Source organism: Flavobacterium sp. ENC (assembly GCF_020991415.1).
GTDB lineage: Bacteria > Bacteroidota > Bacteroidia > Flavobacteriales > Flavobacteriaceae > Flavobacterium.
Window position 1 is genome coordinate 90,685 of the sequence record NZ_JAJMOY010000001.1, and the last position, 16,053, is coordinate 106,737.

Here is a 16,053-nt window from a genome sequence, read left to right on the forward strand (position 1 = left end):
ATTTTAGTTACCAAACGTAAGTAGCGACTGCACCAGCGTTTAAAGTAGTGGAAATTTGTTTTTGGTTATATTTGATATTGAATGTTTCAGCTTCATTTCCATCATTTTCTACCAGCAGAACGATTTGCCCCGATGGTGTTCTGAAAGCGACATTGTATAAATTACCAGTATTATTACTTGCGATTCTAACCGATCCTTCCGGAACAAATTTGGATGCATGGGCAATAATATAGTAGCCGACTTCTCTTTTAATGTTCTGGTTTTGATCGATCATTAAAGCCCCTTTACAGGTAGAACAGCCTCCCGGTGTAAAAGGTTTGTAATATTCATCATTGGCCAGTCCCCATGAAAGTGCATTGACACTCCAGTTACGCATAGAACCGATTACCACATTTTTCACACTCCATTTTAAATCCGATTCGAAACTGCTTCCGGATCCTGTATATTGTTCTGTAAAATAGATGTCTTTATCCGGAAAAGCATCATGAACTTTTGAGAGCGCACTGATATCGCCTTCATACAAATGAAAAGCAGAACCGGCAACGAAAGGAAGTGCTTCCGGGTCATTTAAAATCGTTAAAGGATATTCGGGTTTGTTGCAATTATGATCGTACACTACGATTTTGGTTTTGATTTTTGCTTTGGCAAAAGCGGGACCCAGATTCGATTTAATGAATTCGGCCTGCTGCAAAGCGGTCATATACATACTTGGGTTATTCCCGGGATGCAAGGGTTCGTTTTGAGGCGTAATGGCGTCAATCACTATTCCGTGCGATTTCATTGCCTGAATGTATTTTACAAAATATTCCGCATACACCTGATAATATTGTGGCTGTAAACTTCCGCCTTTTGAGCTTCCGTTGTCTTTCATCCAGACGGGTGGCGACCACGGGGAGCCCATAATTTTTATCTTTGGATTTATAGCCAAAATTTCTTTTAAAAGCGGCACCACATCTTGTAGATCCGGGCCCAGATTAAAGTGTTCCAGTTTTAAATCGGTTTGGCCTTCCGGCATATCATCATACGAAAAAACTTTTTCATTCAAATCAGAAGCTCCAATACTAATACGCAAATAACTCAATCCAATCGCTTCCTTTTTTCCGGAAAATAATTCCTGAAGCAAGGCTTCTCTTTTGGCTTTATCCAGCTTTAAAATAGCCTGTGCACTTCCTCCTGTTAGTGAAAACCCAAAACCTTCTATAGTCTGAAATTTTTGAGCCGGATTGACTTCAATTGTCTGGTTGGAATTGATTTCGGTATTAAAAACCAAATCATTTTGCTTTTGCAATTTAGAGGATTCATCAGTATTTGTAATCCAGTACTCAGCCTTACCGGAACCGGTAACTGCTGGTTTTGAAATTCCACATTTTACCTGAACTGCCATAAGCGGCAGTAAAAGTAAAATCTGTAGTTTTTTGTTGATGTTTTTCATTTTAATCTACTTCTATTAAAACAGGTAAATGATCCGATGGATATTTTAAATCTTTAGAATCACTTAAAACTGCATGTTTTTTAATTTTAAGTCCACTATTTTTAGAAACAAAAATGTAATCTATTAATAGTGTTACCGGTTCACCATGCTTAAATCCATTGAAGGTCCCTGAAGGCCCGAACGGTTTTTCTTTTGAGACATTCCTGGTATCATCCATTTCTTTTTTTATTTCAGCAATCTGCGGCGTATCGGGTTCTGAATTAAAATCTCCCATTAAAAAAACGGGATATTTCCTGGTATTAATTTCCTTTATTTTGGATAGAATGAGCTGTACGCCTTTGACCCTTGCTTCATTACCCATGTGATCGAGGTGTACATTAAAAACCCAAAATGTTGTTTTGCTGTTTTTGTCTTTAAAAAGGCCGTACGTACAAACCCTGTTACATGCTGCATCCCAGCCTCTTGATACTACAGCCGGCGTTTCTGACAACCAGAATGTATTCGATTCCTGTAGCTGAAAGCGGTCTTTTTTATAATAAATCGTACAGGCTTCTCCTTTTCCTTCCATTTCTCTTCCGATACCAAATTTGTTATACTCCGGCAATGCTGAAGCTATCTCAGCTACCTGATTGGGCATTGCTTCCTGGACTCCAAAAATATCAGGACTGTAAAATTGTATCTGAGAAGCAAAAAAATCCTTTCGGTTATGCCAGGCATTTTCTCCGTCCGAGGCAACATCCAAACGGATATTATAGGTCATAATTTTTAAGTTCTGACCATAAAATGAGCTACTTACCAAAAGCAATACCAGTACTATAACAACTTTGTTTATCTTTTTCATGTTAAAATTTTTTTAGTCCTGTAAAGCTACCATTTCATTGACCTTAATAAAAAAACAATGTTTAAAATTTATGTTAATTAACTCTTCTTATGTCATCCTTTTCGAAAGTTTTTGCCTTTCTTTTATTTTTATTTAAATTTAAATTCCCCTTATTCTTTCTGAGACACTAAAAACAGCTTACTCTCTAAAATGATTGTAAGCTGTTTTTTTATTCCTTTTTTAATAGCCCGGATTTTGGGTTAAATTAGGATTTGCATCTTTTTTTGTTTGTGGAACTGGCCACAACAATCTGTTCTGATTCAGGTTTCCTGCATATGGTAAAATGACACCTTTCCCATCTTTTTGTTTCGAAAGAATTTCAATTGCCTTACCTGTCCTTTTTAAATCAAACCAGCGATGTCCCTCGAAAGCAAGTTCCATTTTTCTTTCTTTAAGGATTAAATCTAATGCATTTTCTTTATTGGCTGCACTAACTTTTGCTAATCCAACCCTTGCTCTTATCTTATTTACTAAGGTCATTGCTCCTTCAATATCCTCCGTCTGTGCCAGTGCTTCAGCCTTGAGGAGCATAATATCCGCCAATCTAAAAAGGTAAAAATTTTGCTTGCCATCAGTAATTCGCATTTTGTATGCAAACGGATAGTCAGCAGAAGTCCAATAGTTATCGGTCCAGCTTACCTCTTTTCGGATTATTGATGATTTTTCCCTAACAACATCTCCTTCATTTGCAAAGGTTTCGATTAAATCATTCGATGGTGTCATGAATTTTTTCCAGTCTGTTCCATAAAACATAGAGGTTCCCCATGCTCCGATAGGAGATCCCCAACCTTCTCCGTTGGCTTCCCAAATTGACTCAGAATTTCCTTCGTGTGCCGTATCGAAAAGATTATCGTAATTCGCCAGAAGCGTGTATCCTCCTGCTAGTACAGCGTCACTATATTGTTTTACTTTTCCCCAATCCGGATTGTCCTTCGTTGCATAGACTTTGGCTAAAAGCGCATTTGCAGCGCCTTTATTTGCCCTGAATTTATACGTTGAAGCAGGTGCCTTTTGTATGGCTGTTTCGCAATCTGCAATAATGGCTGCGTAAACTTCGGCCTTTGGCTTGCGGGTAGGATACAATTGCGGATATACCTCATCAAAATTATCCTGATTTACGTTGACAACTGCTTTTGTCGCGATTGGTACATCTCCCCACAACTGAACGGCATGAAAGAGATTCAGAGCCCTCACCAATGACGCTTCTCCTATCATTTCTTCTTTTCTGGCTGCAGGCAAATCTTTTGCCTCATCGATATAATTCAAAATAAAATTACATTTATTGATGTTGTCATAAATATATCCCCAATCTCTGCTGACATTGGTATTGGTTGATAAAATACGATACTCGTCCTGTTGAAAATTTTGTGTGTTATCTGATCCCGCATAGGAATTATCTGTCTGGGCATCTCCGTTGAAAAAATAATCCAGCTGCCAGTATTCACCACCAAAACTTGCATAAATAGAGGTCATCCTGCTTTCCCCTTCGGCTGCAGTAGCAATTACTTTTCCTGTACTCTCCACCGTTGTTTCGGTAATCGGCTCTGTATCCAGATAATTAGAGCATGAACTTACACTTAGCACCGTAAAAGCACTAATCATAAGCATTATATTTTTTATTGTAGTTTTCATCTTAATTTCTTTTTATAATTAACAATCGGCTAGAAGCTTGCTTTTATACCAAAAACAAAAGTTTTTACCTGGGGGTATGTTCCTAAATCGATACCCGGCGTAACTCCTTTGTTGTCATTGAAAGCACCTACTTCGGGATCAAAACCCTTGTATTTTGTAAAAGTGTACAGGTTTTGTGCCGTCGCATATATACTAAGAGTATTAAGTCCTAAAATTGGTTTCGTAAATTTATATCCTATGGTCACGGCTTTGATACGCACATAGGAGCCGTCTTCTACAAATCTGTCGGATACATGAAGCGCGTCGGGATCATTTGCCCTGGGCGTATTGGTTACCTGTCCCGGAGCCGTCCATCTGTTTAGGACTTCTGTTGATTGATTTTTAAAATCACTCATCAGGGTTAAGTCCATTCTGGATGCGTTGTAAACATCATTTCCCTGTGAACCTGTAACCAGGACATCTAAATAAGCTCCTTTATAAGAAAAATTATTGGTAAATCCGAAAACATAGTGTGGCATTGCACTGCCTATTTCTGTTCGGTCATCAGGGGTTACCTGACCGTCGCCATTGGTATCTTTGTATAATAATGATCCCGTAGCAGGATCTACTTTATCTACTTTGTAACCGTAAAAAGTTCCCAGCGATTTTCCTTCTTCAAGTCGCACCACTTTTTCCCCTACTGAAGTCAGCGTTTGTAAATCAAGTGTTTTCTGAAGTCCTAATTTGTTTATTACATTGCTGTTAAAAGAAATATTAAAATTGGTATTCCATTTAAAATCTCCTTTAAAATTTTGTGTATCAATAGAAAACTCTACTCCTTTGTTTTCGATTTCCCCAACATTATAATAATAGGGCTGGCTGAATCCCGGAAAGTAAATTACCTGAAGTAAATTTTTGGTGTTTTTTTTGTAGACGTCAGTCGTAAATTTGATTCGGTTATTTAAAACGGCTAAATCAAGTCCAATATTGATATCGGTATTTGTCTCCCAGCGTAAATCGCTGTTTCCAATCTGATCGAGCGAAGTACCACCATTAATAGGGTCTGTATAATTTAAATCGTACGAGGAGTAAGCCGGAATTCCGGATACATTTCCCGTCTGACCCCATCCTCCACGGATTTTTAATTGATTTACAACCTTATTTTCTTTCAGGAAATTTTCATTAGAAATAATCCATGCTCCCGAGACTCCGGGAAAATAACCCCATTTGTTGTCTCTACTCAATTGTGAAACGCCGCTGGCCCTAAAAACCCCGGATAGAATATATTTATTATCAAAGGTGTAAATCGCACGTCCGAAAAAAGAAGCATTTGTTATTTCTTTTTCGCGAACCTGATTTTCAGTTATTATTTTTGCTTCCCGGGTTTCAAAACTTCTTACATCAGTGGCAAATCCCCTTCCTGAAATCCTGGCCCAGTCTTCTTTATTTTTTTGTAACGAGTTTCCGAAAAGCAGGTTTATATCGTTTTTATCGTGTGAGATTTTATATCCCAGTGTGTTTTCAAAATTGATATTAACGTTTTGACTATTGGTTACGTTTCCATACCCTTTGTCGACCGTAGGATCGTTATCGTTTACACGACCCGCTGAAGAACGATAGGCATCTACAAAATATTTATCTTCCTGAACTTTTATATCTGTTGATAAATTCGTTTTCCAAACCAGATCTTTTACAAGAGTAGCTTCGAATCCTAAATTGCTCAAAACCCTGTTGACATTAGAAATGTTTTGTCTCGCTAATAGCGAAACCGGATTTTCCCAGGCTGACTGATAGGGATTTTTAGCAAATTGCCCCTCTTTGTAGCCATCTGTATAGTTGCCTAAGGCGTCTTTGTCCCTTACTTTCAACTCCGAACCATAAGCCGGCATAAAACCGGGAGTAACAAACAGACTCATTACGGCTCCGCCCTGACCTACGCTATTATTATCTCCAATATTACTTAAATCGGAATTGATAACATTAAGACTGGCATTAAGTTTCAGCCAATTAGTAAGGTTAGCATCTACATTTAATTTTCCTGAAAGCCTTTTGTATTCCGACGGACTAATCACCCCTTTGGTGTTCTGGTATCCTAAAGCTCCGTATATTCTCAGGTTATCTGTTCCTCCTGCATATGAAAAATTATAATTCTGATCTACTCCGGTATCCAGAACCTTATCTGCCCAATTGGTATTGATCCCTTCATATCGGGGATTATTTGCATTGGATAGATAAGATGGATTGATCTCTGCTAACATTGTCTTGTATTGTCCTAAATTTAATACGTCAATATTTTTTACCACATTTGAAATACCGACAAAAGAGTTAAACTCAAATATGTTTTTATTTGCTTTTCCTCTTTTGGTGGTAATAATTATTACTCCCGAAGCTCCATTTACACCATAAATAGCTGTTGCTGAAGCATCTTTAAGTATTTGCATATCTACGATATCGTCGGTATTTATGCCGTCAATATTTGTTGTTTGTATTCCGTCAATAACATACAATGGGTTATTTCCTGAATTAATCGAATTTAAACCCCTGATTCTTACATCTAATCCTGATCCGGGCTTACCCGAAGGCTGAGTTACCGAAATCCCCGCCGCATTTCCCTGTAAGGCCTGTGCCACAGAATATATCGGCCGGTCTGCAAACACTTCTGCCTTCACTGTAGAAACAGCTGTGGTAAGTTTGCTTTTCTTTTGGGAACCATATCCTACATTGATTACAACCTCTTTTAAGGATTGCAATTCAGGCTCCAGCTGAATGTCTATTTTCGTTCGTCCGTTTACCATTTCCGTAACGGTAACATATCCTACATAACTAACAATCAGAACTCCGTTTGAAGGTGCTTTTAATTGAAAATTTCCATCGATGTCTGATACTGCTGCTTTAGCGGTGCCTTTTAATAGCACAGTAGCATGTGGAACCGGTATCCCTTTTTCGTCCCTTATTATTCCGTTTACGGTAACATCCTGAGCCACAGCCACAAGAGTAAACAACAAAGACGAAATACAAAAAATAAGTGATTTTGTAAATTTCATTTTAATAATTTATTAATTAACATTTTAGCGTAATAATACTACAATATTAGCTATTTATAAGTTATAATTAAAGATAAAATCCTACAAATTATAACAAATACAATGTTAAATGTATTAAAAATCAATTCTATTATTTGTAAACCATTACAAAACACCTTTTTAGCCAATAAATCATACTGCAACAGGATCACAGTTTCTTTACTAAAAATTATTTTTTATTCTTCGAAAAATCCAGATAGTTCAAATTAAAACCGCCTTTATCAAACACAACCTTAATTTTTTGTGTTCCCGCTTTTAATTCTACTGCGGACAAAACAATGGTTTTCCAGTTGTCGTTTCCTCCGGTTGACGGGAGCAAAATAGCATTGGACTTATTTCCGTTCTCTATTTCTACGTGAAGCTTTCCTTCTGTTTTTTCAGCTGAATATCGAATCGCCAGATTGTATCTGCCTTGTTTGGCAACTTCTACTGTGTATTGCAGCCACTCACCGTCTTCGATAAAAGACACCTGATAACCATTGGAACCGGGATCTTTGCAGGGCAAAATATCAACTCCGTCATTTCGCATCGTATTGCCTTTGTTCCATTCCTCAAACTTTCCGGTTTCTACTCTGTAATTGATAAAATCCTTATCGGAATATGCATATTCGTTTGTTCCTAAATCATATTCCGTTGCCGCAATTTTTCCCGGAATCAAATGTCTTTTGTAGGGTTTGGTATTGTTCGTTTGTACTTGTCTGAACATGGCGTCGATTACATCAGGTTTAACGGTCACATTTTCCATTTTGTAATTGTCCGCTATTTTCAGGAGCGTCTTTTTGGCAAAATCTGCGGAAGGTTTTTCTCCGCCGTCTTTCCAGTATTCCAATAAAACATCGTACTCCGGAATTTTGGTCACCGAAGTTACTCCGGCAATATTTTCGATTTTTTTCATGGGCCAGAACGCCCAGCCAATATTATTGCTTTCCACCAGTGAAAGAGCGTCTTTAAACCAGACATTCGAATTTTCACCGCTTTCTCCGAGCCAGATCGGAACGTTGTATTGTGTCCTGTAATCCAGCATTTTCTGAATCGATGCGGTCGTGTTGTAATTCCAGTATTTATGAAAACTCAATGCCATGTTTTCATCCCATAAAGGAAAAATTCCGTTGTAATTATTCCCCCAGCAATTTCCTTCAATAAAAATTAAATGATTGGTATCGACTTCCCGAATTGCTTTGGTAACAGCTACCATTAAATCCCTTAAGGGTCCGTTTGAGTTTTCATCGCAGCCGTTTTTATTGGTTCCGGTAAAATTCCAGTTGGGTTCATTGATGATGTCGTAAGCGCCAATCCACGGATTATCCCTGTAACGGGAAGCCAGTTTTTTCCATAGGGCAATCATTTTTTTCTGATTCTCCTGGCTTTGCCAAAGAGATGGTTTTGTAGTGTCAAAATCTGATATGGCTGCGTCATTTCCCTGTCCGCCGGGTGCTGCATGTAAATCTAAAATCAGGTACATTTTATTTTCGGCGCACCATTTCAGTAAATTATCTGTCATGGTAAAACCTTCTTCGATCCAGGTTATTTCTCCGTTTTTCTCTGCTTCGATGGCAGGCGTATATAAATTGTAGTGCATCGGCAAACGAATCGAATTGAATCCCCAGGCCGCTAAAGAATCAACATCTCTTTTGGTGATTCCGTTTGCCTTGTAGGCGGCATAAAATTCTTTTGTGCCCTGCTCTCCAATAACGTCCTGAATTTTTTGCCTGATCATGTATTGCGGACTGGCAAAAGGCTGTGTCTGCAGCATATATCCCTCCTGTACCATCCAGCCTCCTGTTCCTAAACCTCTCAGGATTATATTCTTTCCGGTTCCGTCTGCAATTTTCTGTCCTTCCCTGTGCAGGAAACCCTGCCCGAAGGTTGCCATCGCCCATAAGAGCTGTACTATTACAATTGTTTTTTTCATTATTGCTTAATATGAAGGCTTATTTCGTTTTTGATTTTCGTATAAAAACATCTTCCCTTTCAGAAAGATGTTTTATTATTTAATCCAATTCAGTCCTTTTTTATTTCAGTAAAAAGTCCTTTTTAAGGTTGGCTATCTGAACAGTAAAAGTTCCTTTTTCAGAAATCCATTTGAGGTCCTCATTTACAAATTGCAGGTCTTTTTGATTTAAAGTAAACTTCACTGTTTTGGTTTCGTTTGGCTCTAAACTAATTTTATCAAATCTTTTTAATGCCTTAACTTCGGGTGTTATGGAAGCGAAATTATCAGACAGGTATAATAAAACAGCTTCTTTTCCGGCTCTTTTTCCTGCGTTGGTTACATCGACAGTAACATTTACTTCATCGGTATTGTTAATTTCTGTTTTGTCGATTTTTAAATTGGAATAGTTGAAAGTCGTGTAGGATAATCCACTTCCGAATTCAAACTGAGGGGAATAGCTTTTTTCGTATTTCGCATCATTATTCTGCTCTTCGTCGGCTAAACTCTCTGTGTATTTTCTGTTGTATTTTTCTAATGAATTAGGATATCTTGGGTAGTTGTAAGGCAGTCTTCCGCTAGGATTCACGTCTCCGTATAAAATATCAACCAATGCTCTTGCGCCTTCATTACCCGGCAAATAACATTGTACAACGGCACTCATTTTATCTTCAAAATCACTGATCAGTCTTGGTCTTCCTTCATTCAGCACCAGGATAACGGGCTTGTTTAGCTGCGCTAACGCCATGCCTAATTTTACCTGTGATTTACTCATAAAAATATTGCTGATGTCTCCCGGAGTTTCCGTGTAATTTTTTTCACCAAGGCACAGTACAATTTTGGAAGCGGTTTTGGCAAGTTCCACTGCTTTTTGGATTTCGGCATCATCTTCTTTTTCAATATCAGCGCCCGGAGTATACAAGACATTTTCTTTGCCCAGTTTAGCCTGAAAAGCTTCTAAAATTGTTAATTTTTCAGCAGCATACGTGTCTGCATTTTCACCCTGCCAGGTATAAGACCAGCCTCCGTTGAGATTTTTCATACTGTTGGCCGTTGCTCCTGTTACAAGGATTTTTTCGCTTTTGTTTAAGGGTAAAACCGCCTCTTTATTTTTCAGTAAAGTAATCGATTCGGCAGCTGTTTTATAGGCTTCCTGAATATGTTCTGCTGAACCAAATTTTGGATAGTCTTTTAAGTTTGCTACTGTATTCTGGAATAAATTCAATTCGAATTTCATTCTCAGAATTCTGGTTACAGCGTCATCAATACGGGACATTGGAACTTCTCCTTTTTTAACCAAATCTACCAGATCGGTATAAAAAGTAAATTCTTCCGGTACCATACTCATGTCGATTCCGGCCATAACAGCGATACGGACAGCATCTCTTTTGGTTTCTGCCACTTTATGTCGGGTGTTCAGGTAAATAATATCTTTCCAGTCTGTTACGACCACTCCGTCAAAACCTAATTCGTTTTTAAGGATATCTGTAATTAAATGTTTACTGGCGTGTACCGGAGTTCCGTTGATTTCACCGGAACTTACCATTACACTTTTGGCTCCTGCTTTTATGGCAGCCTGATAAATGGTTAAATCATATTGTCTTAAAGTGCGTTCCGGGATTATGCTTGGTGTTCTGTCTTTTCCGGTGGTTGTGCTTCCGTAACCGATGTAATGTTTCATACAGGCAGCTACGCTATATTTTGAACCTACATTGCTTCCTTCAAAACCATCTACTAAGGCAACAGCCATTCTGGAAGACAAATAAGCATCTTCACCAAAGGATTCCCACATTCTGGACCAGGCCGGGTTTCGTGGAAAATCCAGATCGGGCGAGAAAACCCATGGAATGGAGGACGCCCTAGTTTCGTAAGCCGAAATTTCTGCGCCGCGTTTTACTAAATCGGTATTAAAAGTTGCTGCTAAACCAATTTGCTGTGGAAATAATGTTGCTCCCGCCGTATAACTTGCTCCATGTATGGCGTCAATACCGTACAATATTGGAATTTTAAGTCTTGATTTATTCGCTTCATTGGTAATAGCCGTCATGGTTTCCTGCCATCTTTGTAAAGTCGGTGCTCCCGGATTGGGTACATTCAGAATAGAACCAATATGATATTCCTGAATTCCCTGTTTTAATTTCGCGGCATCAAAATAACCCGGTTTTTTAGGGTCTTCAAAAATAGTAACCGTAATCTGAGTCATCTGACCCACTTTTTCTTCAAGTGTCATTTTGGATAATAACTCAGAAACTTTAGCGTCGATTTCTGCTTTTGTCTTTTTGACTTCCTGGCCCCATATTGCTCCGCAAAACAGGAAGGCAATCACTAGAAACTTTGTATTTTTCATTTTATCTTTTTATATTAATATCGTATTAAAAAACCTAATACACCAGAGTCTGCATGGCATGTGCTGGTATTGTAATTGTGTTTGCAGAAGAATCTATTCTGATTTCATAGACCACTTCATTGTCAGATGTATTCATAACAATGGTTGCAATTTTTCCATTTGTATTCAGGAAAGAAGTGCTTAATAAAGTTTTATCACTTGTGGTATTGCTTACTCTTTTGGCTCCCGGCTGGATAAATTTTGACAGGTGACCAATATAATAATACATCGGCGTATAAATCAGTTCGTCTTTTGTGGTATCTGCATGAATGGGTGCAAAACAAAAATTGCCTACATGGTTTGGGCCTCCGTTCTGGTCAAGAAGAATATTCCAGTCTGTCCAGCCTGTGGTTCCGTTATTGAAATCATTGATCATATTGATTCCGTAGCGTTCGGCATTTCCCCAAAACTGAAACTTTGACGCATCAAATTTTTCGATACAGCCTTCCGTAAAAAGTAAATTCTTATTTGGAAAAGCTTCGTGAACCTTTCCTACTGATTCAAATTTCGGAGTTCCGCCGTTCCATGTTTCATACCAGTGAAATCCGATTCCCCAGGCATATTTTGAAACTTCGGGATCTGAGAAAACAAGATTGGCTCTTTTTTCCAGCATGTCTCCACGGTTGTGATCCCAGATAATAATCTTTTTGGAACCCAGTCCGTCCTTTTGTAATGTTGGTCCCAGAAAGTTTTTCAGAAAGTCCCTTTCGGCTTCAGGAGTATAAATACAGGATTCCCATCTCTGGCTCGCCATAGGTTCATTCTGAATGGTTAGTCCCCAAACCGGGATGCCTTCTTTTTCGTAGGCTTTTATAAATTTGGAATAATAATTTGCCCACGATTGTGCAAATTCAGGCAATAAAACGCCGCCGTGCAAAATATCATTATTGTCTTTCATGAAAGCTGGGGGACTCCACGGACTAACAAATAAAGTTAAGTTACCGCCGGCAGTTTCAATTGCTCTTTTAAGTAATGGGATTCTGTATTTCTTATCGTGATCGATACTGAAGGTTTTCAGGTCTTTGTCACCTTCTTCGATGTACGTATAACTTTCGCTGCTAAAATCGCAACTATGAATATTGGTTCTGGCTAAAGAATACCCAATTCCTTTACTTTTATCATAGTAAGCGGTTAGGAATTCCTGTTGTTTTTTGGGTGATAACTTAGCGAAAACTTCAGCACTGGCATCTGTTATTGCTCCGCCTATCCCCAGAAAAGTCTGATCGGCTTTTTTACTGTCAACTGTAATTGAACCTGATGTTTTTGCTTGTTGTGCGGTTGGATTTAATATGAAATTACCGGATGATGACAATCGTAAATTTGTGTTTTCAGCTGTCGTATAAACTTCTATCTTTTTGTTTGATTTTGATGCAGAGCCAGCAGAGGTGTCCACATTTTTTGATGAAGAACAGCTTAATTGCAGAAGGAGTATTGGTGCTATTAAAATTCTGTTTATAGGTTTCATTGTAGTTTAGAAACGATTTAATTTTAATTAAAAAAATGAGGGTTAAAATGGATGATCACATTAACCCTCTAACTAACTCAAAAAATATTAATACACAAGCGTTTGTATCGCATGTGCAGGAATTTTTACAATGGCCTGCTCAGTGGCAATTATAAAATTGTATGTAATTTCATTATCGGTATTATTCATTATTACAGTTGCCATCTTTCCATCCTTATTCAGGAAAGAAGTACTGGACAAATAACTGCGGCTTACAGAGGTACTGACCCTAACTGCATCCGGGCGGATAAATTTCGAAAAATGACCAATGTAATAATACGATGGCGTATAGATTAACTCACCGGTAGTGGTGTCTGCGTGTATGGGCGCAAAACAAAAATTACCTACGTGGTTTGGTCCTCCAAATTGATCCAGCAGTATGTTCCAGTCTGTCCAGCCTACAGTTCCGTTATTAAAATCATTAATCATAGAAGTCCCGTATCTTTCCGCATTTGGCCAGAACTGGTATTTTGCCGCATCAAACTTTTCCACGCAGCCTTCTGTAAATAATAGTTTTTTGTCGGGATAAGCTTCATGTACTCTTGCCACGTTGTCAAACATCGGCTGGGCACCTGTCCAGGTTTCGTACCAGTGAAAGCCTATTCCCCAAACATATTTGGAAGCTTCCGGATCAGAGAAAATAACGTTTGCCCTCTGCACCATTAAATCACGGTTATGGTCCCATGCAATTATTTTTACATTACCAAGTCCGTCCTTTTTTAATGTTGGTCCCAGAAAATTCTTCAGGAAGTCTCTTTCTTCCTCAGCGGTATATAAACAAGATTCCCAGGTTTGCGTAGCCATTGGTTCGTTCTGAACCGATGTTGCCCAAATTGGAATTCCTTCTTTATTGTATGCTTTTATAAATTTGGAATAGAAATTAGCCCAGGACTGAAAATATTCAGGCAGTAGCTTTCCTCCTTTTAATACATTTTTATTGCTTTTCATGAAAGCGTTTGGTGACCAGGGTGTTGCATAGGTGACTAATTTTCCACCAGCCGTTTTAATGGCTTCTTTAATCATCGGAATACGATATTTGCGGTCATGATCAATTGAAAACGTTTTTAGCTCTTTATCGCCCTCTTCGATATAGGAATAATTTCCACTGCTAAAATCAGAACTTTGGATAGTTGTTCTTAGCAATGAATATCCGATTCCTTTTTGTGTATCGTAATAGGCATTTAAAAATTCCGTTTGTTTTTCTTTTGATAATTTGGCGAAAATCTCGGCACTTGCATCCGTAATTGCTCCTCCGATTCCCAGAAAACTCTGAAAATGTTTTGCCGGTTCTACAAAGACGGATATCTCTGTCTCAACTGGCTGTTTTGATGCTGTAAAATCTAAATTATCTGTAGGGGTTAACCTTAATTTTGTATTAGCTGCCGTAGTATAAACAGTAATTTTTTTATTTTTAGTGGTAAATTTTTGTTGTTGTTTTTGGTTTTTCTGTTGTGAAAAAACAGCTAGTGAAAAACATAAACAAGTAATAATAAAGCCAAATTTTTTCATTGAATATGTTTTAATAATTTAATAGCTTTTGAATTTATTAGTAAAATCAGTACCGTTCTGATTAAAAAATAGCCCATACTCATAATGATTATGGGCTATTTACAACCAAACTTAAACTTAACTTATTTCTGAGATGGTTTTAAAAAACTGCGCTAAACACCTGTTTTTTGTTTTTTACCTCTGTATTAATTTTGAATATATCCATCATTCTGATCCATCTTAGTGTTGTTGAATTCAGTATATGGAATTGGGAAAGCTTCATTTTTATTAGGTATAAATCCTTTAAAAGCAAGTTTGGCAGCTGCCTGACCTGTTCTTACTAAATCATACCAACGGTGCCCTTCTCCTGCAAGTTCCAGTCTTCTTTCTGCGTAAATAGCATTTAAAGAAACCGGAACAGATCCTAATCCAACTCTTGCTCTTACAGCATCAAGAAGTGCCTGAGCTCTTGCTCCGGTTCCTCCTAAAGCTTCTGCTTCTAACAAATACGTATCAGCCAAACGAATCACATAAGTATTGATAGCAAAATTTAAGAAAGGATTTGTTGCTGTAATATCCTTATTTAAGGCTGCATACTTTATAAAATGGTATCCAGTTTCATTATAACTATCTGTAAAAGTGATACGCCCTGCAGCTTTTTCAGCATTAGCATCAAATATTGTAGAGGCAAAACGAGGGTCTGTTTTTAGTGCATTTGCCAAATCTGTCGTAACCACCATGAAACCCCATCCGTTAATGTAATCAGGTAAACCTGCTGCCTTTCCTGCTGCAGTTCTGGAATAATCTCTCATTCCCATTAACTGAGCAGCAACATTTCCTTCATCATTTCCTGTTTCAAAATTACCCCAGTCCGCATTTGATTTGTCCGAGTAAGCAATTTCAAAAATAGATTCTGTGTTAAATTTATTACTGTGATCCCATAGCGAAGCAAAAGTTGGCATCAATTTATAACCAAAACTACTTGTACCACCAGGAGTACCATTTACTTTTTCTAATTGAACAGCGGCTTCAGCTTTTTTGTTATCATATAAGTACACTTTTCCTAAAAGTGCTGTTGCTGCACCTTTTGTTAAACGTCCTGACTCATTTGCTGGCACCGTAACAGGTAAATCTGCGATGGCATCGTTTAAATCCTTTTCGATTTGTAAATACACATCCTGAGGTTTTGCCTGCAAAACATTTGGAACTTCCTCTTTAGTAAGTGGAGTCAGGATTAAAGGAACATTTTTAAACATTCTCACAAGATCAAAATAGTAATAAGCACGTAATGCTTTTACTTCACTCATAAATCTTGCTTTTTTCGCAGCATCCATAGGAACGGCAGGAAGTTTTTGAATCATAACATTACATCTGAAAACACCCTGAAAATAATTTGCCCAGATTGCAGGCGGAATGTTACTTGGAGTTATAGTGTAATTTGATGCCACCTGAAGACCTGGCTGGTCACCTGAATTTCCACCTCCGGCATAAAAATCATCTGAAGCTGAATTTAAAAATAATAAGGGTGCAGTTTCCATGGATCCTGCAAACTTTCCTACTTTATCATAAGCAGCAACTAAACCTGAATAGGCTTCTGTTTCATTTCTGTAAAAATCCTGTTCAAATACAACTCCATTTCCTTTTACATCTAATTTTTCATCGGTATCACACGATCCAAGTGTCACTAACACTCCTAACGCGATGAACGACTGTTTAAAACTTATAAGTTTCATAATATT

Annotated in this window: 9 protein-coding genes; all 9 read right to left on the minus strand. The window is 38.0% G+C overall.

Going from position 1 to position 16,053, the window contains the following annotated elements; translation table 11 throughout:
* Positions 1 to 7: 7 nt before the first annotated feature.
* Positions 8 to 1,432 carry a glycoside hydrolase family 30 beta sandwich domain-containing protein gene (locus LPB89_RS00425; protein WP_230699783.1) on the minus strand — a complete coding sequence of 475 codons (1,425 nt, stop codon included), beginning with the start codon at positions 1,430 to 1,432 and terminating at the stop codon, positions 8 to 10.
* 1 nt (position 1,433) lies between these two features.
* Positions 1,434 to 2,273 (minus strand): endonuclease/exonuclease/phosphatase family protein, encoded by an 840-nt coding sequence (locus tag LPB89_RS00430; RefSeq protein ID WP_230699784.1) that lies wholly within the window; start codon positions 2,271 to 2,273, stop codon positions 1,434 to 1,436.
* 219 nt (positions 2,274 to 2,492) lie between these two features.
* On the minus strand, positions 2,493 to 3,944 hold the full coding sequence (locus LPB89_RS00435; RefSeq protein ID WP_230699785.1) for a RagB/SusD family nutrient uptake outer membrane protein: 1,452 nt from the start codon (positions 3,942 to 3,944) through the stop codon (positions 2,493 to 2,495).
* Between the two features lie 29 nt (positions 3,945 to 3,973).
* Positions 3,974 to 6,967 (minus strand): TonB-dependent receptor, encoded by a 2,994-nt coding sequence (locus LPB89_RS00440; RefSeq protein WP_230699786.1) that lies wholly within the window; start codon positions 6,965 to 6,967, stop codon positions 3,974 to 3,976.
* Between the two features lie 208 nt (positions 6,968 to 7,175).
* Positions 7,176 to 8,918, minus strand: coding sequence for a cellulase family glycosylhydrolase (locus tag LPB89_RS00445; RefSeq protein ID WP_230699787.1), 1,743 nt, complete (start codon positions 8,916 to 8,918; stop codon positions 7,176 to 7,178).
* 100 nt (positions 8,919 to 9,018) lie between these two features.
* A complete protein-coding gene (locus LPB89_RS00450; protein ID WP_230699788.1) occupies positions 9,019 to 11,283 on the minus strand; it encodes a glycoside hydrolase family 3 N-terminal domain-containing protein in 2,265 nt (754 codons plus the stop codon).
* Positions 11,284 to 11,317: 34 nt separating this feature from the next.
* Entirely contained in the window at positions 11,318 to 12,787 is a 1,470-nt protein-coding gene (locus LPB89_RS00455; protein WP_230699789.1) for a glycoside hydrolase family 30 beta sandwich domain-containing protein, read from the minus strand.
* Positions 12,788 to 12,874: 87 nt separating this feature from the next.
* Positions 12,875 to 14,335, minus strand: a complete 1,461-nt coding sequence (locus LPB89_RS00460; RefSeq protein WP_230699790.1) for a glycoside hydrolase family 30 beta sandwich domain-containing protein — start codon at positions 14,333 to 14,335, stop codon at positions 12,875 to 12,877.
* Positions 14,336 to 14,520: 185 nt separating this feature from the next.
* Positions 14,521 to 16,047, minus strand: coding sequence for a RagB/SusD family nutrient uptake outer membrane protein (locus LPB89_RS00465; RefSeq protein ID WP_230699791.1), 1,527 nt, complete (start codon positions 16,045 to 16,047; stop codon positions 14,521 to 14,523).
* Positions 16,048 to 16,053: the final 6 nt, after the last annotated feature.